Below are 18541 nucleotides of genomic sequence, written 5' to 3'. Positions count from 1 at the left end.
CCGGACGGGGTCGCGGGGCGACGGTGGTGGTGCGGTCGACGGTCGGCCGCCACGCATCGTCGGAGGTCGTCATGCTCACCACGCTCCTGTCCCACCCGGTCGGCTACGGCTGGGGGTGGGGATGGGGACCCGGTCCCTGGTTCCTGCTGATCCCGCTGTTCTGGTTCGGCGTGATCGCCCTGTTCTTCACGTTCGGCGCCCGCCGGCGGCGCCGCTACTGGGAGGGCGAAGGCCCGCGCGGGACCAGCGGCGCGCGCAGCGTGCTCGCCGAGCGCTACGCCCGCGGGGAGATCGACGAGACCGAGTACCGCGCCCGGCTCGAGGTGCTGCTCGCCGCGGACGCGCCACGCGGCTGACGCCTGCCCAGCCCTGGTCGGGTCGGTGCGTCCCGACCAGGGCGGTCAGGCCTCGCTCGGTGCGTCCTGCGGCTCCGGCGCGGCGGGTGCGCCGGGCAGGTCGCGCATCCGGAGCAGCGGGGAGAGGACCACGGGCAGCGCCGCGAACGCCATGATCCCGACGGAGACCCAGAGCGTCGGAAGCACCCCGAGGTGGGTGCCGAGCCAGCCGCCGAGCAGCCCGCCGATGGGCATCGTGCCCCACACGATGAACCGCACCGACGCGTTCATCCGGCCGAGCAGAGGCGGCGGGCAGACGCGCTGCCGGAAGCTCACCTGCCCCACGTTGTAGACGATCACGGCGAAGCCGAACACCGCGCCGCCGGCGATGAGGAGCACCGTCGCGGGCACCGTGCCGGACGCAGCGAGCGGTGTCAGAGCGGCGGCGGGAGCCATCAGCAGCGCGGACAGCGGGATGATCCGGCCCTCGCCGATCCACTGCGCGAGCCGGCCCGCGACGACGGCGCCGAGCAGCGCGCCGATCGACCCGGCCGACAGGATGGCGCCGTACGCCGCCGTGCCGAGCCCGAGGGTCCGCAGCACGAAGATCACCGTGACGGCGCCACCGATCGCGCCGGCGAAGTTGCCCAGCCCGGTGCACGCGACGATCCGGCGCAGGTAGGGCTCGTGCACGACGAACTGCAGTCCCTCGGCGATCTCGACCTTCAACGGTCGTCTCGTGTCCGGGTGCGGCGTCTGCTCCTGGTGGCGGATGCGGCCGACCGAGAACGCCGACACGAGGTAGGTGACCACCGTGACGGCGATGAGGGCGGGCGCGGTGATCACGCGGAGCAGCACGCCACCGATGGCCGGAGCCACGACCTGGGCGACGGACGCGGTCGCCTGGAGCTTGGAGTTGCCCTCGACCAGGTGGTCGATCCCGACGAGCCCGGGGATGTAGCTCTGGTGCGACACGTCGAAGAAGACGGTGGCGACGCTGATGACCAGCGCGGCGCCGACCAGCAGGGGGATCGACGCGTGGCCGGTCAGGGCGGTCACGACGACCACGGTGAGGACCGCGGCGCGGACCAGGTCGGCGACGATGAGCACCCGGCGCTTGCGCATCCGGTCCACCCACGCGCCGGCCGGCAGGCCGATGACCAGGAATGCCGCGTACTCGGCGGCGTTGAGGACGCCCATCTGCCACTCGGTGGCGGCGAGCGTCTGGACCGCGAAGATGGGCAGGGCGAGAGCGGTCAGCTGGGCGCCCAGCTGGCCGAAGGCGTCGCCGGTCCACAGCCGCCGGAAGTCCGGGTGGTGGATCAGCGATCGGGTGGGTGTCTCGGTGCTCACGGCGACCAGCATCGACAAGTGATTGGGAAAAGTCAATCACTGTGCTTGGATCGACCCATGACGGAGAACGCTCGCGCCGAGAGCAGCGCGGAGAGCACGGCCGACAGCACTGCCGAGGTCGACGCCGACGCGCGAGCCCTCGCGAGCACGCTGCGCCTGCGGATCCTGCGGCTCTGTCTCGACGAGCCGCTGACCAACCGGGAGATCGCCGACCGGCTGGACCGCAACCCCGCGACCGTGCTGCACCACGTCCGCACCCTGGTGGACCGCGGCTTCCTGGCGGCCGAGCCCGTCCGGCGCGGTGCGCGCGGGTCCCGCGAGGTGCCGTACCGGGCGACCGGGAAGTCGTGGCGCACACCGGGGGCCCCAGGGATGAGCCGGATCCTCATCGACACGTTCCTCGAGGAGGTCGCGCTCGTCGACCCCGCCGAGGTGCTCGCCACCCGCCTCGGGCTCCGCCTGGACCAGAGCGGCCTCGAGGAGCTCCTTGCCCGGCTGGACGCGGTCTTCCAGGACTTCGCCGCCCGCCCCCCGCACCCCGACGGCACGCCCTACTCCCTGTTCTGGGCCCTGCACGAGGACGTCACCCGCCGCGCGACCGCATGAGGAACGCCGGGCTCCCGCCCCTCCGCGGTCGCCCGGCGCTCCTCATCCCCTGCGCGGTGCTACTGGTGTGACGCTACGGAGCGCGTCAGTTCGACACATCCACCTCAAGTAGCACAACCGGTCCGGCGCGTCCGTCAGTACCGGATCGCATCGATCACCTTGACCCGCACCGCGAACGTCGCCGGGATGAGGCCGGCCAGGGCGCCGACGGCCACCGCCGCGGCCATCCCCACCAGCGCGGCGCTGATCGGGAACGGCGGCATGTCCTGGATGCCGCCGCCGAAGACCCGGTCGACCGGGATGTTCTTGATGATGGCCACGGCGAGCACGACGCCGACCAGCCCCGCGACGACCGTCGCCACCACGGACTCGAGCAGCACGCCGAAGAACACCCGGCCGGACGTCGCCCCGAACGACCGCCGGATGCCGATCTCCCGGATCCGGTAGCGCACGGTCACCAGCGCGATGTTGACCAGCCCGAGCCCGCCCAGCAGCAGCGCGAAGCCGCCGACGCCGATGCCGACCCACTTCGTCGCCCGGTCGAGCCCGCCGCTGTCGTAGTTGTTGTCGTTCACCTCGACGTGCCAGCCGGGGGCAACGGCCTGCATGTCCCGCTTGATCTGGTCGCCGAGCGCCGCCGACTGGTCCGTGGGCACCCAGAGGTACATCGTCGGCACCTGCGTGGGCGCCATCGGGTTCGGCAGGGCCGGTCCCGAGGTGCCCGCCTGCGTGCCCGAGCCGTCCGGCCCGATCCACCGGTGGAACTGGTCGTAGAGCACGAACGCCGTCGGGTCGACCCCGGGCCACTCGTCGCGGACCACGCCGACGACCGACGCGGTCACCGGTGCCCGGTCGCCCAGCTGGACGGTCGGGTGCGACGCGAGGTCGCCCAGTCCCTGCGCCGCGAGGAACGCCTGGTTGACGACGAGCGTCGGGGCCATGGCCTCCTCGTCGGCGTCGGCGAACCAGCGGCCCTGCTCGGGCACGATCCGGTCGATGGTGCCCAGGTCGGCGTCGACCGCCCGCAGCTGGACGGGGCGGGTGCCGTCCGGGAAGCGGATCATCGCCTGCGTCCACTCGTCGTGGCTGGCGTAGGTGATGTCGTAGCGGTCGAGCACCCGCGCGAACTCGTCGTCCCAGGTCGCCGGGGTCGCCGCGGCGCCGTCCTGCGGCCAGGCGTTGATGTTGAGGGTGACCACGCGGCCCGACTGGCGCTCGTTCTGCTCCTTGAACGACTGGTTGAGCATGGATACCAGCGCGGTGACCCCGGTGATCGCGGTGACCGCGCAGGCCACGCCGATGAGCGCCAGCAGCACCCGGAGCTTGTGGATGCGCAGCTCGCCCCAGGCCTCGACGATCGCGCCGACGACCCCGGTCATGCGGGCACCCCCGACTCGTCCGCGTCGGGCAGCCGGCGCTCGGTGTGCGACGACCGGTCGGCGACCAGCGTCGGCACGTCGCCCACCCAGTCGGACGTCGTGTCGAGCCGGATGGGCACCAGGACCCCCTCGGTGAGCCGGTACTGGCGCTCGGCGCGCGCGGCCACCGCCAGGTCGTGCGTGATGGTCACCAGCGCGGCGCCGGTCTGCGACGCGATCTCGTCGAGCAGCGACATGACCTCCCCGCCCGTCTCGACGTCGAGGGCACCGGTGGGCTCGTCGGCGAGGATGACGCGCGGACCGCGCACCAGCGCCCGGGCGATGGCGACGCGCTGCTGCTCGCCGCCCGAGAGCTTGTCGGGCATGGTGTCCACCCGGTCGCCCAGGCCGACCCGCTCGAGCATCTGCGTCGCGAGTCGCTTGCGGGACCAGAACTGCCGGCCCCGCGCGTAGAGCAGGGGGGCGGCGACGTTCTCGAGGGCCGTGCGGCCGGGCAGCAGGTTGAACTGCTGGAACACGAACCCGAAGTCCCGGCCCCGCCGCCTGGTGCGCGCACCGTTGGACAGCTTGCCGATGGGCACGCCCTCCAGCAGGTACTGCCCGGTGGTGGGCGCGTCGAGCAGGCCGAGGATGTTGAGCAGCGTCGACTTGCCCGTGCCGGACCGGCCGACGATCGCGACGTGCTCGCCGGCGTCGACCGCGAGGGTCACGCCCTGGAGGATGTGCAGCAGCCGTTCGTCGGGCAGCCGGACCGACCGCGTGACGTCGGTGAGCTCGAGGAGGCTCATCCGCCGCACACCGCGGGGTCGTACGTGAGGTTGCAGTCGACAGGCGCGCCGGCGCCGCCGGGCACCGGGATGAACTGCAGGATCGTGTCGCCGGCCGCCAGACCCTCGGTGATCTGCACGTTCGCGCCGTCCGTCAGGCCCAGCCCGACGGGCCGCTTCTCGTCGGTGCCGTCGGCGGCGACCACCCAGACGTTGCCCTTCTGGACCGTGCCCTGCACCGCGGTGATGGGCACGACGACCGCGTCGGAGACCGTGCCGTTGGTGATCTCGACGGTCGCGCCGAGCCCGGGGAACGCGGTCACGCCCGCGGGGATCGCGCAGGTCACGGTCCCCGACGACGCCGGCGTGGAGCCGTCGCCGGTCGGGTCGGTGCCGGTGGCCGCCGCCGCGCCGACCCGCAGGCCCGTGCAGTCGAACGGGGCCGGTCCGCCGTTGAGCGTGACGCCGGCCTGGGTGGGCGCCCCGACCAGCCGGTACTGCTGGTCGGGCGTGAGGGTCCCGGTGACCGAGAGCGTGCCGGGCGCCACCTTGCCCACCTCGTCGCCGACCGAGACGACCTGGTCCTTGAGGGTCGGCATCGACAGCGTGCCGGCGACGGGAGCCTTGACGGTCTCGACGACGACCTTGGGCCGGCGCTCGGTGGTCGTCTGCTCGCCGGTCTCCTGGTTCGTGGTCACGATCGGGTCCTGCGGGGTCTCCTGCCGGATCTCGAGGATCGGCGTGCCGACGGCGACGGCCGCTCCGTCGGCCACCAGCAGCTTCGACACGGTCCCGGCCAGCGTGGCCCGGACGACGACCGCCGGGTCGGCCACGACCGACGCCTGCACGGTGACGGCGTTGGTCACGGTTCCCGTGGCCACCTCGACGGTCGGCTGGATGATCGCGCCCGTCGGCTTGAGCGAGTTGTCCGTCGTGGTGACGTCGGCGCCGGCGAACGCGATCTTCACCAGGGCGGCCGCGATGATCGCCCAGAGGATCAGGCGGATGGTCGGGAAGATGATCCTGCGGGTGACCCCCACGGTCGGGCTCCTCGGTCTCGGCGTCGGGACGGCGTCCGGAACGTATCGACACCGCCCTGGCCTGCGGATCCACCGCAAGGATGACGTGGCCGGCGGGTCGACCCGTTACCGTGCGGCAGACACTACTGCGCGATGTGCACTAGCGGTCAAGCACCGGCGCGCGTGTCGTCGACGATGACAGCGTCCGGCGCGCGACGCCGCGCCGGACCCGTCGCCCGATCAGCCCGCTGCTGCCGCGGCCGTCGCCACCAGGAACGCCGGCGCCCGGAGCCCGGCGTCCGCGAACGCGTCCGCGACCGCGTGCGCCACGTGGTCCACCTCGCTGGCGTCGACCAGCGCGATCGCCGACCCGCCGAACCCGCCGCCGGTCATCCGCGCCCCGACGGCACCGGCGGCGCGCGCGGTGTCGACCACGAGGTCGAGCTCGCGGCAGGACACCTCGTAGTCGTCGCGCAGGGAGGCGTGGGACTGGTTCATGAGCGTCCCGACCAGCCCGACCTCGCCGGCGTCGAGCAGCGCGACGAACCAGGTCACGCGGTCGATCTCGTTCACCACGTGCCGGACGCGGCGCACCTGCACCTCGTCGTCGAGCTTGTCCAGCGCCCACTCCAGCCCGCGGGGGTCGTCGGAGATCTCGCGCAGCGTGCCGACGCCGAGGCGCGCCGCCGCGGCCTCGCACGACGCGCGGCGCTCGGCGTACTGGCCGTCGACCAGCGCGTGCTCGGCGCGGGTGTCGACGACGAGCAGGGCCAGCCCGTGCGCGGCCAGGTCGAACGGCACGTGCCGGACCGACCCGTCGAGGCAGTCGAGCAGCAGCGCGTTCCCCTCGCGGGCTCGCAGCGCGGCCGCCTGGTCCATGCCGCCGGTCGGGGCGCCCGCGATCTCGTTCTCGGCGCGGACGCAGAGCGCGGCCAGGGTGGCGCGGCCCTCGTCGGAACCCGCCAGGCCCAGCCCGAACACCGCGTCGAGCCCGACCGCCACCGACGCCTCGAGGGCCGCCGACGACGACAGCCCGGCGCCGTACGGCACGCAGGAGTCGACCGCGACGTCGAAGCCGGTCACCGGGTGCCCGGCCTGGCGCAGCGCCCAGGCGACGCCCACGACGTAGCCGGCCCAGCCGTCGACGGTGCCGGGCGCGACGTCCGCCAGGTCGATCGTCCGCAGGCCGGTCGGCTCCTGCGCCGAGACCAGCCGGACGACGTCGTCGTCGCGACGCCGCAGTGCCGCGTAGGTGCGGTGGGGGAGCGCGATGGGCAGGCAGAGGCCGCCGTTGTAGTCGGTGTGCTCGCCGATGAGGTTGACGCGACCGGGCGCGGACCACGAGCCGTCGGGCTCGACCTCGAAGCGTGCGGTGAAGAGCCCGACGGCGCGCTCCGCGCCGTCGGACGGGGTCCAGGCCTCGAGCCACTCGGGGGTCATGCCAGCTCCTGCAGTCGGGTCGCGATGCGCTCGGGGGTGGTGTCGCTGATCCAGGCGCCCATGCCGGACTCGACGCCGGCCAGGTACTTGAGCTTGCCCGGCGCGCGCAGCACCGAGAAGAGCTGCAGGTGCAGGCGGGAGTCCTCGCGGCCCTCGCGGACGGGCGCCTGGTGCCAGCCGGAGATGTACGGCAGCGGGATGGCCTCGCCGTCGGGGCCGACGAAGAACCGGTCGAGCCGTTGCAGCAGCGTCAGGTACGTCGTCGCGAGGTCCTCGCGCTCGGCGTCGGTGAGCGCCGGCAGGTCGGGGACGTCGCGGCGCGGGGCCAGGTGCACCTCGACGGGCCAGCGCGCCGCGAACGGCACGTAGGCCACCCAGTGCTCCGACTCCAGCACGATCCGCTCGCCGTGCGCGAGCTCGGCGTCGAGCACGTCGCGGCCCAGCAGGCGGCCGGTCCGCTCCCGGTGCGCGCGCGCCTGCGCCAGCATCGAGGTCGTCCTGGGCGTGAGGTACGGGAACGCGTAGATCTGGCCGTGCGGGTGGTGCAGCGTGACGCCGATCTCCTTGCCCCGGTTCTCGAACACGAACACCTGCTCGATGCCGGGCAGCGCGTGCAGCGCCTCGGTCCGCTGCGCCCACGCCTCGACGATGGTCCGCATGCGCGTCGGGGAGACCGTGCTGAGCGACGCCGTCGAGTCGGCCGAGAAGCAGATGACCTCGCACCGGCCGGCGGCGGGCCGCACCGTCCACAGCGGCTCGTCGTCGCGCTGCACCGGCGCGTCGGGGACGCCCGGGACGGCCAGCAGCGACGGGAAGCGGTTCTCGAACACCACGACGTCGTAGTCCTGCGCCGGGATCTCGCCGTCCTGGTACGCGGCGCCGGGCTTGGCGGGGGCCAGCGGGTTGGCGTCGGCGGGCGGCAGGAACGTGCGGTTCATGCGGTGCGCGGCCATGGGGATCCACTCGCCCGTGAGCGGGTCGCGGCGCAGCTCCGGGCCGGTCACGGGCTGCGGCACGCCGTCGGCGTCGAGCACGGGCGCGAACCGGTCGACCAGCGGGCGGGCGTCGTGGAGCTCGCGCGTGGCCGCGCCGGACACGTAGGGCTCGGAGTCGTCGAAGTAGAGCAGCTCCCGCCCGTCGGCGAGCGTGGTCGTGGTCAGTCGGACGGTCACAGGGTGGCTCCAGTGGTGTCGACCAGGACCAGGGTGGTCGCGGTCAGGTGTCGTCGGGCGTCGGCGGGCAGACCGTCGTCGGTCAGCAGGACGTCGATGTCCTCGAGGGGGGCGATGCGGGCCAGGCCGACGACCCCCCACTTGGTGTGGTCGGCGAGCACGGTGGTCGCCGCGGCGCAGGCCATGAGCGCGCGGTCGGTCGCCGCCTCGGCCAGGTTCGGTGTGGTCGGGCCGTGCGCGTCGAGCCCGTGCACGCCGAGATAGGCGCGGTCCACGCGCAGGCTCATGAGCGTCGCGTCGGCGACGGGGCCGACCAGCGCGTCGGACGGCGTCCGTACCCCGCCGGTGAGGATCACCTCGATGCCCGGCGCACCGTCCAGCGCCTCGGCGATCCGCAGGCCGTTGGTCACGACCGTGAGGCTCCCGATGCCGGCGCCGGCCAGCAGCTCGGCCAGCAGGTACGTCGTCGTGCCCGCCGACAGCGCGATCGCCTGACCGGGCTCGATCGTGGCCAGCGCGGCGCGGGCGATCGCCGCCTTCTCGGGTCCGGCCCACGCGCGCTTGGCCTCGAAGCCGGGCTCGTCGGTGGGCCGGCCGGGCGCGTCCGGCGCGACCGCGCCGCCGTGCACCCGCCGCACGAGTCCCGCGCGGGCCAGCTCCGCGATGTCGCGGCGGACCGTCATGTCCGAGACGTCGAGGCTCTCGACGAGGTCCGACACGCGTGCGGCGCCGTCGGCACGCACCACGGCCAGGATCCGGTCCTGGCGTTGGGAGGCGAGCACCCGAACAGCCTCGCACGAAACCAAACAAACTTCAACACAGAGGCTTCGGGTTGCACACCTCGGCATGCATCCTCCATGGTCGGACGTGGGTCGTCGGCGACCCGCGAAGGAGATGACATGTCCCGCGTCCGCGTGCACAACTTCTCAGTCTCCCTCGACGGATTCGGCACCGGCGAGGGTCAGCAGCTCGATGCCCCGTTCGGTCACGCCGGCTCACGGCTGATGGAGTGGGCCTTCGAGACGCGCACGTTCCGCGAGATGGGCATCCACGGGGAGACCGAGGGATCCCACGGCGTCGACGAGGCGTTCGCCAGCGCGTGGGGTCCCGGGATCGGCGTCGAGATCATGGGGCGCAACAAGTTCGGCCCGCAGCGCGGCCCCTGGCAGGACGAGGACTGGAACGGCTGGTGGGGCGACGACCCCGTCTTCCACACGCCGGTCGTCGTCCTGACGCACCATCCCCGGCCCGTGCTCGAGATGGAGGGCGGGACGACCTTCCACTTCGTCGACGCCGACCCCGTGGCCGCGCTCGAGCAGGCGCGCGCCCTGGCCGGCGACCTCGACGTCCGGATCGGTGGCGGCGTCAGCACGGTCCGGCAGTTCCTCGAGGCCGACCTGATCGATCACCTGCACGTCGTCCTGGTGCCGATCGTCCTGGGCCGCGGCGAGCGGCTCTGGGACGGGCTCGAAGGGCTGGAGCAGCGCTTCGACATCGAGGCGACCCCGTCACCGTCCGGGGTCGTCCATCTCGTCCTCACCCGGCGCGCGGCCCGCTAAGGGGTCAGCGGCCCGCCGGGGTCAGGCCCAGGGAGCGGCCCGCGAGGCCGCGCCGGCGGGACACGAGCGAGCGGGCGACGTCGCGCAGCGCCACGGCCGCGGGGGAGTCCGGGTCGGACAGGACCACGGGCGTGCCGTCGTCGCCGGCCTCGCGCAGGCGCACGTCGAGCGGGACCTGCCCGAGCAGCGGCACGTCGGAGCCGGTCAGGCGCGTGAGGTTCTCGGCGACCCGGGTCCCTCCGCCGGACCCGAACAGCTCCAGCCGGGACCCGTCGGGCTGCTCGAGCCAGGACATGTTCTCCACGACGCCGACCACGTGCTGCCGGGTCTGCACCGCGACGGACCCGGCGCGCTCGGCCACCTCGGCCGCGGCCACCTGCGGCGTGGTCACCACGACGATCTCGGACGACGGCAGCAGCTGCGCCACCGAGATCGCGATGTCCCCGGTGCCGGGCGGCAGGTCGAGCAGCAGCACGTCGAGGTCGCCCCAGAACACGTCGGCGAGGAACTGCTGCAGCGCGCGGTGCAGCATCGGCCCCCGCCACACGACCGGCTGCCCCGGCGGCACGAACATGCCGATCGAGACGACCAGCACGCCGAAGGCCTCGGGCGGCAGCAGCATGTCGTCGACGCGCGTCGGCTGGCGCGTGACCCCGAGCATCCGGGGGATCGAGAAGCCGTAGATGTCGGCGTCGACGATGCCGACCTTCAGCCCGTCGGCCGCCATCGCGACGGCGAGGTTGGCGGTGACCGACGACTTGCCGACGCCCCCCTTGCCCGACGCGATCGCGAACACCTTGGTCAGCGACTGCGGCTGCGCGAACGGGATCACGGGCTCGGCCGACGTCCCACGCAGCAGAGTCCTGAGCGCCGCGCGCTGGTCGGCCGACATGACGCCGAACACCACGGACACGTCGGCGATCCCCTCGACGGTCGCCGCGGCGGCGCTCACGTCGCGCGTCAGCGTGTCCTTCAGCGGGCAGCCGGGGGTGGTCAGGTCGATGCCGACGGTGGCGTGCGCGCCGACGACCTCGACCGACCGGACCATCCCGAGCTCGGTGATCGGGCGCTTGATCTCGGGGTCCAGCACGTGCGAGAGCGCCTCGCGGACGGCGTCGGACAACGGGTCGGTGGGCTCCGGCATGCGGCCCATCGTAGGTGTCGTGCGCAGGGTCAACCGCGCGCGGCCTTGTCGGCCGCCCCGCGCGGCTGGCGCTTCTTGTCCCCGCGGTCGGACTTCTTCTCGGGGCGCTCCCGGTCGCGGTCGTCGTCGTCGCCCTCGCGGTCCGCGACGAGGTCCTCGAGCATGTTGCGCAGCTCGGAGCGGACGAAGTCGCGGGTGGCCACCTCGGACAGCGCGATGCGCAGCGCCGCCATCTCGCGGGCCAGGAACTCGGTGTCGGCCAGGTTCCGCTCGGACCGCTGGCGGTCCTGCTCGGCCTGCACGCGGTCGCGGTCCGTCTGCCGGTTCTGCGCGAGCAGGATCAGCGGCGCGGCGTAGGAGGCCTGCAGCGAGAGCACCAGGGTCAGCGCCGTGAAGCCGTTGGCCGCCTGGTCGAACCGGATGCTGTCGGGGGCGTAGACGTTCCAGGCGATCCAGACGAGGCAGAAGACCGTCAGGTAGATGATGAACCGCGGGGTCCCCAGGAACCGCGCGATGCTCTCCGAGATCTTGCCCGAGGCGTCCTCGTCGATCTGCGGCCGCCGGATGAACCGGCGGCGGGACTCCAGCGGCGTGTCGAGGCGGTCAGCCACGGCTCACCCCCGGGCGGGGTGCGCCGCCGAGCAGGCTCGCGTCCGAGAGGTTGCCCTCGTCGTCGGTCTCGCGCCAGTCCTCGGGCAGCAGGTGGTCGAGCACGTCGTCCACCGAGACGACGCCGAGCAGCCGCTTCTCGGCGTCGACCACGGGCAGCGCCAGCAGGTTGTAGGTGGCCAGGTTGCGGGTGACCGAGAGCAGCGGGGCGTCGACGGGGATCGACTCGATGTCCGTGTCGACGATCGAGCCGATGGCCTCGTGCGGGGGCTCGCGCAGCAACCGCTGCAGGTGCACGACGCCGATGAACCGGCCGGTCGGCGTCTCCAGCGGCGGGCGTGCCACGAACACCATCGACGCCAGCGCGGGCGTGAGGTCCTGGCGGCGGACGTGCGCGAGCGCCGCGGCGATGGGCGTCTCGGGGCCGAGGATCACGGGCTCGGTGGTCATCAGACCACCGGCGGTGTTGTCCTCGTACGCGAGCAGCCGCCGGACGTCCTTGGCCTCGTCGGGCTCCATGAGCTCGAGCAGCTCGGCCTGCTGGTCGTCGGGGAGCTCGCCCAGCAGGTCGGCGGCGTCGTCGGGCTGCATGGCCTCGAGGACGTCGGCGGCGCGGGTGCGGGCCAGACCCTGCAGGATGCCGACCTGGTCGTCCTCGGGCAGCTCCTCGAGCACGTCGGCCAGGCGCTCGTTGTCCAGCGCGCTGGCCACCTCGAGCCGTCGGGTGAGACCGAGGTCGTGCAGGACGTCGGCGAGGTCGGCCGGCTTGAGGTCCTCGTACTGGGCGAGCATCAGCTCCGCGCCCTGGGCCGCGGTCGCCTGACCGAGGCCGGTGACCTCGTCGACGGACACCAGCAGCGTCTCGCCGCGGCGACGCAGGATGCCCCGGCCGCCGACGGGCACGCGGCGGGCGAAGACCTTGGAGATGACCCAGTCGCCGTTGCGCTGGAGCTCGATGGCGACGTCCTCGATGACGGCCGGGCCGGAGCCGTCGACGAACTCGACGGTGCGGTCGAGCAGCTCGCCCACGGCCAGGGTCTCGAAGGCGCGCTGCTCGAAGCGGCGCATGTTCACCAGGCCGGTCGAGATGACCTGCCCGGAGTCGATCGAGGTCACGCGCGTGAGCGGCAGGAACACGCGCCGTCGCGCCGCCACCTCGACGACGAGGCCCACGGCTCGGGGCGCGCCCTTGGGGCGCACCAGCACGACGACGTCGCGGACTCGTCCCACCTGGTCACCGAGGGGGTCGAACACGTTGGTCCCGGCAAGGCGCGCGACGAACACCCTGGTCCCGACGCTGCTCACGTCGGCCAGCCTAGACCGGCCTCCGGCCGTGGGCCGCCGCCCCGCCGGTTGTTCGGCCACGCGTCACCCGGGCGTCGCCAGGCTCTGGCGATCCTCGCGGCCCTGGGAGAGGATCGCCGCATGTCGTTCTCCGGCAACGCACGCCCCCCGCGCACCCCCACCCCGCCGCAGGGTGAGACCGTCGCGGCCTACGCCACGTACCTCGAGGCGCAGAAGGCCGTCGACCACCTGGCCGACAAGGCGTTCGCCGTCCAGCTGGTGACGATCGTGGGCACCGACCTGCGGATGGTCGAGCGCGTCACCGGGCGGTTGTCGTACCCCCGGGCCGCGCTGGGCGGGTTCCTGTCCGGCGCCTGGTTCGGCCTGTTCGTCGGCCTGCTGCTCAGCCTGTTCTCGTCCCCGGGGTCGCAGAGCCCGCTCGTCCCGGCGATCTTCATCGGCGGCGCGTTCGGCCTGCTGTTCTCGGTGATCACGTACTCGTTCTCGCGCGGGCGGCGGGACTTCACGTCGACCAGCCAGATCGTCGCGTCGTCCTACGCCGTGCTGTGCCGGTCCGAGCAGGCGCACAAGGCGCGCGAGCTGCTGCGCGAGATCGGTGGCGTGCAGTCCGGCTGGCCCGCGCGGCCGCCCGCGCCGCTCACCACCACCAGTCCGTCGGATCCGTCGGGTGCGTACCCGCCGGGTGCGGCGTCGCAGCCGTGGGGCTCGCCGACCGTGCCTCCGGTCGGGCCGCCCGGACCACCTGCTCCGCCGAGCGGACCGCCTGCCGACCGGCCCGGGCCGTCCGCGCCGCCGAGCGGGCCGCCGACCGCGCTCTGAGCCGTTCGGCGCGGCGCTCGCGGCGCGTCGGTCCCGGCTCGACCTGCGGCGCGTCGGGGAACGCGCTGCGGACCTCGCGGATCGTCGCCCCCCTCGCGTACAGCAGTGCGAGCCCGAGGTTCATGCCGTCCATGTCTGCCTCCTGTGTCGGTGGTGTCCCTCCTCGCAGGAGTGACGCCGACGGGCAGACCAGATCGACAACTCAGCGGTCGAGCAGCCCCGCCATCCACGCCTCGATGGCGTCGACCTCGCGGGGCAGCGCCGCCGACAGGTTCTCGTTGCCGCCGACGGTGACCAGGACGTCGTCCTCGATGCGCACGCCGATGCCGCGGTACTCCTCCGGCACCAGCAGGTCGTCCGACTTGAAGTAGAGGCCCGGCTCGATGGTGAACACCATGCCCGGCTCCAGCACGCCGTCGAGGTAGAGCTCGGCCCGCGCGACCGCGCAGTCGTGCACGTCGAGGCCCAGGTGGTGGCTGGTCCCGTGCACCATCCAGCGCCGGTGGTGCTGGTTCTCGGGCAGCAGCGCCTCCTCGGCGCTGACGGGGAGCAGGCCCCACTCGGCCAGCCGCTCGGCGATGACCTTCATGGCTGCGTCGTGCACGTCGCGGAAGCGGGCGCCGGGGACGGCGGCGGCGAAGCCCGCGTCCGCGGCGTCGAGCACGGCCTGGTAGACCCGGCGCTGCACCTCGGTGAACGTGCCGTCGACCGGCAGCGTCCGCGTGACGTCGGCGGTGTAGAGCGAGTCGACCTCGACGCCGGCGTCGACCAGCACCAGCTCGCCCGCCCGCACCTGGCCGTCGTTGTCGATCCAGTGCAGCGTGGTCGCGTGCTCGCCGGCGGCCGCGATGGTCTCGTAGCCGACCGCGTTGCCCTCCTGGCGGGCGTGCCCGACGAAGGTGCCCTCGATGACCCGCTCGCCCCGCGGGTGCGCGATCGCGTCGGGCAGCGCGCGGACGATCTTCTCGAAGCCGTCGATCGTCGTGTCGACGGCGAGGCGCATCTGCTCGATCTCGTACGCGTCCTTGACCAGCCGCAGCTCGGACAGCGCCTCGGCCAGCCGCTCGTCGCGCTCGTGGGCCGCCTCGGTCGCGCGGATCTCCTCGACCAGGGCGTCGATGCTCTCGTCCACGTCGGTGACGAGGCGCACCTGGACGCCGTCCTCGCCGACGTCCTTGGCCACGCCGTCGCGCAGGCCGTCGATGTGCGTCGTCGTGATCCCGGTCAGGGTCTCGAGGTCCTCGAGGGTCGGGCGGGCGCCCACCCAGAACTCGCCGTACTGGGCGTCGGAGAAGAACTCGACGGTGTCCCGGCCGGCCTGCGGGCGGATGTAGAGCACGGCGCGGTGACCGCTGCCGTCGTCGCCGGTGCCGTCCTCGACCGGGTGCAGCACCAGCACGGCGTCGGGCTCGTGCTCGGCGCCCAGGCCGGTGAGGTGCGCGAACGCGGAGTGCGGGCGGAACCGGTAGTCGGTGTCGTTGGAGCGGACCTTGAACGTGCCGGCGGGGACGACCAGCCGGTCGCCGGGGAACTGGGCCGAGAGCGCCGAGCGGCGGGCGGCGGTGTGGTCGGCGGCGGGGCCGCGCCCGAGGGTCGAGGACGGGCGCTCGCCCCAGCCGGACGTGATCCACCGGACGAACTCCGGCGAGCCCGGCCGCTGGGACCGGTTGCTGCCGCGGTCGGCGAGCGGCTGGGCGGGTGCGGTCTCGGGCGTCACGTCACTCATGGCGTCATCCTCCCATCCGTCCCGGCTACCGTGAGGCCGTGCGCATCGACCTCCACACCCACTCGACGGCGTCGGACGGGACCGAGGCGCCCGCGCAGGTGGTGGCTGCGGCGGCCGCCGCCGGCCTCGACGTCGTCGCGCTGACGGACCACGACACGACGGCCGGCTGGGCCGAGGCGGAGGCTGCGGCGACCGAGCACGGCATCGCGCTGGTCCGGGGCACCGAGGTCTCCGCCCGCGCGGCCGGCATCAGCATCCACCTGCTGTCCTACCTGCAGGACCCGTCGCACCCGGCGCTCACCGTCGAGCTCGACCGCACGCGCGACGCCCGCCTCAACCGAGCCCGGCAGATCGTCGAGCTCCTGGCGCGGGACGTGCCGATCACGTGGGAGGACGTGCTCGCCCAGTCCAGCGACGCCGTGGTCGTCGGCCGCCCGCACATCGCCGACGCCCTGGTCGCGCGCGGCGTCGTGCCCGACCGCGACGCGGCCTTCGCCTACCTGCTGGCCTCCGACGGGCCGTACCACGTGCCCCACTACGCGCCCGACGGCCCCGACGCGGTCCGGGCGATCCGGGCCGCCGGCGGGGTCCCCGTCTTCGCCCACCCGGGGGCCGACGCCCGCGGGCACATCGTGCCGGACCGGGTCTTCGACCGCCTGGCCGCCGCCGGTCTGGGCGGCCTCGAGGTCGACCACCGCGACCACTCGCCCGCGCAGCGCGCCCGGCTCACGGCCATCGCGGACCGCCTGGGCCTGCTGGTCACGGGCTCCAGCGACTACCACGGGGACGGCAAGGCCAACCGGCTGGGGGAGAATCTCACCGCGCCCGAGGTGCTCGCGGCGATCGAGGAGCAGGGGGCGACGACGGTGGTGCGGCCGTGAGCAACGTGTTCGACGCGTACCTGTTCGCGTCCGTCTTCATCACGCTCTTCGTGATCATGGACCCGCCCGGGGTCGTCCCGATCTTCCTGGGCCTCACCGGGGCGATGACCCGCCACCAGCGCAACCGGGCGGCCCGGCAGGCCGTGCTCGTCGCGCTCGGCGTCATCGTGGCGTTCGCCCTGTTCGGGCAGTCGCTGCTCAACTACATGCACATCACGCTCCCGGCGCTGCAGGCGTCGGGCGGCCTCCTGCTGCTGCTCATCGCGATGGAGCTGCTCACCGGCAAGATGGAGGAGCCGCAGCCGTCGGGGAACGGCAAGGTCAACGTCGCGCTGGTCCCGCTGGGCACGCCGCTGCTGGCCGGCCCGGGTGCCATCGTCGCCACCATGGTGTTCGTCCAGCAGTCCGACAAGACCGTCGCCGACTGGGTGGCCATCACGCTCGGCGTCGTCGCCGTGCACGTCGCGCTCTACCTGGCGATGCGGTTCGCCAACGTCATCCACCGCATCCTCGGCGACTCCGGCACCATCCTGGTGACCCGGATCGCCGGCCTCCTGCTCGCCGCCATCGCCGTCCAGCTGGTCGCGGACGCGGTGGAGGCCTTCATCAAGGCGGCGTAGACGACGGACGGGGTGCGGGCTCCGTCGAGCCCGCACCCCGTCCCGACTGTCTGCCGGTCAGCCCTCGGTGGCCGACGGCTGCGCGGTGCCGCCACCCTCGGCGGCCTGGCCGCTGCGCGTGCGACGACGGCTCCGGCTGCGCCGCGTGCCCCCGGTCGACGCACCCTCGGCGCCCTGCTCGGCGGCGGGTGCGGACGACTGCGTGGCGCCCTCGACGTCGGTCCCGCCCTCGCCGCGACCGCGGCCACGGCCCCCGCGACGACGACGGGCGGAGCCCTCGCGGGCCTCGCCGGACTCGTCGGCGGGGCGCTCGGTCTGCGGGCCGGAGCTGCGCGGGGCGGAGCTGTGGGGTGCGGAGCCGGACCGCGAGTCGCCGGAGCGGGAGTCGCCGCGACGCGAGTCGCCGGACCGCGAGCCGCCGCGGATCGCGTCGGAGTGCGAGCCGGACGGGCGTCCGCCGCCGCGCTTGCCGGTCTCGCCGAGGTCCTCGAGCTTCTCCGCGCCCAGGCCCTCGCGGGTCTGCTGCGCCTTGGGCAGGCGGCCCTTGGTGCCCTCGGGGATGTCGAGGTCCTCGTAGACGTGCTTCGAGCTCGAGTACGACTCGATCGGCTCGGGGATGCCCAGGCCGAGCGCCTTGTCGATCAGGCCCCAACGCGGGATGTCGTCCCAGTCCACGAACGTCACGGCCGTGCCCTTGGCGCCCGCGCGGCCGGTGCGGCCCGTGCGGTGCAGGTAGGTCTTCTCGTCCTCGGGGCACTGGTAGTTGATGACGTGCGTGACGGCCTCGACGTCGATGCCGCGGGCGGCGACGTCGGTGGCGACGAGCACGTCGACCTTGCCGTGGCGGAACGCCCGCAGGGCCTGCTCGCGAGCGCCCTGGCCCAGGTCGCCGTGCAGCGCGCCGGCCGCGAAGCCGCGCTCGACCAGGTCGTCGGCCACCTTGGCGGCCGTGCGCTTGGTGCGGGCGAAGACGATGGTCAGGCCGCGGCCCCGGGCCTGCAGGATGCGGGCCAGCATCTCGACCTTGTCCAGGGCGTGCGCGCGGTAGACGACCTGCTTGATGTTCTTGACGGTCTGGCCGTCGTCGTCCGGGTCCGCGGCGCGGATGTGCGTCGGCTGCGTCATGTAGCGGCGCGCCATCGCGACGACGGCGCCCGGCATGGTCGCCGAGAACAGCATGGTGTGGCGGCTCGCCGGCGTGGCCGCGAGGAGGGTCTCGACGTCGGGCAGGAAGCCCAGGTCGAGCATCTCGTCGGCCTCGTCGAGCACGACCGCCTTCACGTGCGACAGGTCGAGGTGCTTCTGCTTGAGCAGGTCGATCATGCGCCCGGGCGTGCCGACGACCACGTCGACGCCGCTGTTCAGCGCGGCGATCTGGGGCTCGTACGCGCGGCCGCCGTAGACCTGCAGCACGCGGACCGACCGGCGCGAGGAGGCGGTGGCCAGGTCACCGGCGACCTGCACCGCGAGCTCGCGGGTGGGCACGACGACGAGCGCCTGCGGCTTGCCGGGGTGGGCCATCTGGTCGTAACCCTCCTCGCCGGGGGCGACCACGCGGTGCAGCAGCGGGACACCGAAGCCGAGGGTCTTGCCGGTACCGGTCTTGGCCTGGCCGATGATGTCGTGGCCGGACAGGGCGACCGGCAGGGTCATCGCCTGGATGGGGAACGGGTGCGTGATGCCGGCGTCGGCCAGCGCCTGGACGATCTCGGGGCGGACGTCGAAGTCCGCGAACGAGGCCTCCACCGCCTGCACGGAGGACCAGGTGTTCTTCAGGGGACGGGTCATGGGCTCGGCCAGAGCAGAG

General features: G+C 73.6%; 18 protein-coding genes. 6 read left to right on the top strand and 12 right to left on the bottom strand.

Annotated features, from left to right (window positions below):
- Positions 1 to 71: 71 nt before the first annotated feature.
- A complete protein-coding gene (locus tag AC1DWH_RS13235; RefSeq protein WP_477094066.1) occupies positions 72 to 356 on the top strand; it encodes an SHOCT domain-containing protein in 285 nt (94 codons plus the stop codon).
- A gap of 45 nt (positions 357 to 401) precedes the next feature.
- Here the strand turns inward: AC1DWH_RS13235 and AC1DWH_RS13230 are convergent, their stop codons facing one another.
- Positions 402 to 1688, bottom strand: a complete 1287-nt coding sequence (locus AC1DWH_RS13230) for an MFS transporter (RefSeq protein WP_456845229.1) — start codon at positions 1686 to 1688, stop codon at positions 402 to 404.
- A gap of 57 nt (positions 1689 to 1745) precedes the next feature.
- On the opposite strand from AC1DWH_RS13230, the gene AC1DWH_RS13225 reads away from it, so the two are divergent.
- Positions 1746 to 2294 (top strand): helix-turn-helix domain-containing protein, encoded by a 549-nt coding sequence (locus AC1DWH_RS13225; RefSeq protein ID WP_477094065.1) that lies wholly within the window; start codon positions 1746 to 1748, stop codon positions 2292 to 2294.
- 134 nt (positions 2295 to 2428) lie between these two features.
- On the opposite strand, the gene AC1DWH_RS13220 is transcribed toward AC1DWH_RS13225, so the two are convergent.
- The 6 genes from AC1DWH_RS13220 to AC1DWH_RS13195 all read right to left on the bottom strand — a co-directional run bounded on the left by AC1DWH_RS13220 (position 2429) and on the right by AC1DWH_RS13195 (position 8853).
- Positions 2429 to 3673 carry an ABC transporter permease gene (locus tag AC1DWH_RS13220; protein ID WP_456845231.1) on the bottom strand — a complete coding sequence of 415 codons (1245 nt, stop codon included), beginning with the start codon at positions 3671 to 3673 and terminating at the stop codon, positions 2429 to 2431.
- Positions 3670 to 4461 (bottom strand): ABC transporter ATP-binding protein, encoded by a 792-nt coding sequence (locus tag AC1DWH_RS13215; protein ID WP_477094064.1) that lies wholly within the window; start codon positions 4459 to 4461, stop codon positions 3670 to 3672. Before AC1DWH_RS13215 ends, AC1DWH_RS13220 begins: the two co-directional genes overlap by 4 nt.
- Positions 4458 to 5480, bottom strand: a complete 1023-nt coding sequence (locus AC1DWH_RS13210; RefSeq protein ID WP_477094063.1) for an efflux RND transporter periplasmic adaptor subunit — start codon at positions 5478 to 5480, stop codon at positions 4458 to 4460. The genes AC1DWH_RS13215 and AC1DWH_RS13210 overlap by 4 nt, the downstream gene beginning before the upstream one ends.
- Before the next feature lie 219 nt (positions 5481 to 5699).
- The gene (gene galK, locus AC1DWH_RS13205) at positions 5700 to 6899 is read right to left on the bottom strand and encodes a galactokinase (RefSeq protein ID WP_477094062.1); all 1200 of its coding nucleotides are present in this window, start codon (positions 6897 to 6899) and stop codon (positions 5700 to 5702) included.
- Positions 6896 to 8071 carry a galactose-1-phosphate uridylyltransferase gene (gene galT / locus AC1DWH_RS13200; RefSeq protein ID WP_477094061.1) on the bottom strand — a complete coding sequence of 392 codons (1176 nt, stop codon included), beginning with the start codon at positions 8069 to 8071 and terminating at the stop codon, positions 6896 to 6898. Before galT ends, galK begins: the two co-directional genes overlap by 4 nt.
- Positions 8068 to 8853: a DeoR/GlpR family DNA-binding transcription regulator gene (locus tag AC1DWH_RS13195; protein ID WP_477094060.1), complete on the bottom strand. Its 786-nt coding sequence runs from the start codon at positions 8851 to 8853 to the stop codon at positions 8068 to 8070. Before AC1DWH_RS13195 ends, galT begins: the two co-directional genes overlap by 4 nt.
- A gap of 117 nt (positions 8854 to 8970) precedes the next feature.
- Between AC1DWH_RS13195 and AC1DWH_RS13190 the strand changes: the two genes are divergently transcribed.
- Positions 8971 to 9630 carry a dihydrofolate reductase family protein gene (locus tag AC1DWH_RS13190; RefSeq protein ID WP_477094059.1) on the top strand — a complete coding sequence of 220 codons (660 nt, stop codon included), beginning with the start codon at positions 8971 to 8973 and terminating at the stop codon, positions 9628 to 9630.
- 4 nt (positions 9631 to 9634) lie between these two features.
- Here AC1DWH_RS13190 and AC1DWH_RS13185 read toward each other — a convergent pair whose 3' ends face one another.
- From AC1DWH_RS13185 to AC1DWH_RS13175, 3 genes are read right to left on the bottom strand one after another with little or no spacing between them, the layout of a single operon-like run.
- The gene (locus tag AC1DWH_RS13185) at positions 9635 to 10774 is read right to left on the bottom strand and encodes an Mrp/NBP35 family ATP-binding protein (protein WP_477094058.1); all 1140 of its coding nucleotides are present in this window, start codon (positions 10772 to 10774) and stop codon (positions 9635 to 9637) included.
- 29 nt (positions 10775 to 10803) lie between these two features.
- Positions 10804 to 11385 carry a DUF1003 domain-containing protein gene (locus AC1DWH_RS13180; RefSeq protein WP_477094057.1) on the bottom strand — a complete coding sequence of 194 codons (582 nt, stop codon included), beginning with the start codon at positions 11383 to 11385 and terminating at the stop codon, positions 10804 to 10806.
- Positions 11378 to 12688, bottom strand: a complete 1311-nt coding sequence (locus AC1DWH_RS13175) for a magnesium transporter MgtE N-terminal domain-containing protein (RefSeq protein WP_477094056.1) — start codon at positions 12686 to 12688, stop codon at positions 11378 to 11380. The genes AC1DWH_RS13180 and AC1DWH_RS13175 overlap by 8 nt, the downstream gene beginning before the upstream one ends.
- Positions 12689 to 12808: 120 nt before the next feature.
- On the opposite strand from AC1DWH_RS13175, the gene AC1DWH_RS13170 reads away from it, so the two are divergent.
- On the top strand, positions 12809 to 13507 hold the full coding sequence (locus AC1DWH_RS13170; RefSeq protein ID WP_477094055.1) for a YflT domain-containing protein: 699 nt from the start codon (positions 12809 to 12811) through the stop codon (positions 13505 to 13507).
- 202 nt (positions 13508 to 13709) lie between these two features.
- Here AC1DWH_RS13170 and AC1DWH_RS13165 read toward each other — a convergent pair whose 3' ends face one another.
- Positions 13710 to 15233 carry an aminopeptidase P family protein gene (locus AC1DWH_RS13165; protein WP_477094054.1) on the bottom strand — a complete coding sequence of 508 codons (1524 nt, stop codon included), beginning with the start codon at positions 15231 to 15233 and terminating at the stop codon, positions 13710 to 13712.
- Positions 15234 to 15271: 38 nt separating this feature from the next.
- On the opposite strand from AC1DWH_RS13165, the gene AC1DWH_RS13160 reads away from it, so the two are divergent.
- Together AC1DWH_RS13160 and AC1DWH_RS13155 are read left to right on the top strand one after the other, a co-directional pair.
- The gene (locus AC1DWH_RS13160) at positions 15272 to 16114 is read left to right on the top strand and encodes a PHP domain-containing protein (protein WP_477094053.1); all 843 of its coding nucleotides are present in this window, start codon (positions 15272 to 15274) and stop codon (positions 16112 to 16114) included.
- Complete coding sequence (locus AC1DWH_RS13155) at positions 16111 to 16734, top strand: MarC family protein (RefSeq protein ID WP_456845244.1); 624 nt, start codon at positions 16111 to 16113, stop codon at positions 16732 to 16734. The genes AC1DWH_RS13160 and AC1DWH_RS13155 overlap by 4 nt, the downstream gene beginning before the upstream one ends.
- Positions 16735 to 16791: 57 nt before the next feature.
- Here the strand turns inward: AC1DWH_RS13155 and AC1DWH_RS13150 are convergent, their stop codons facing one another.
- Positions 16792 to 18522, bottom strand: a complete 1731-nt coding sequence (locus AC1DWH_RS13150) for a DEAD/DEAH box helicase (protein WP_477094128.1) — start codon at positions 18520 to 18522, stop codon at positions 16792 to 16794.
- Positions 18523 to 18541 lie beyond the last annotated feature (19 nt).

The organism is Cellulomonas sp. P2_F12 (assembly GCF_056403775.1).
The sequence above is the reverse complement of the archived record's forward strand: the minus strand, read 5'-3'. Positions and strand labels throughout refer to the sequence as shown.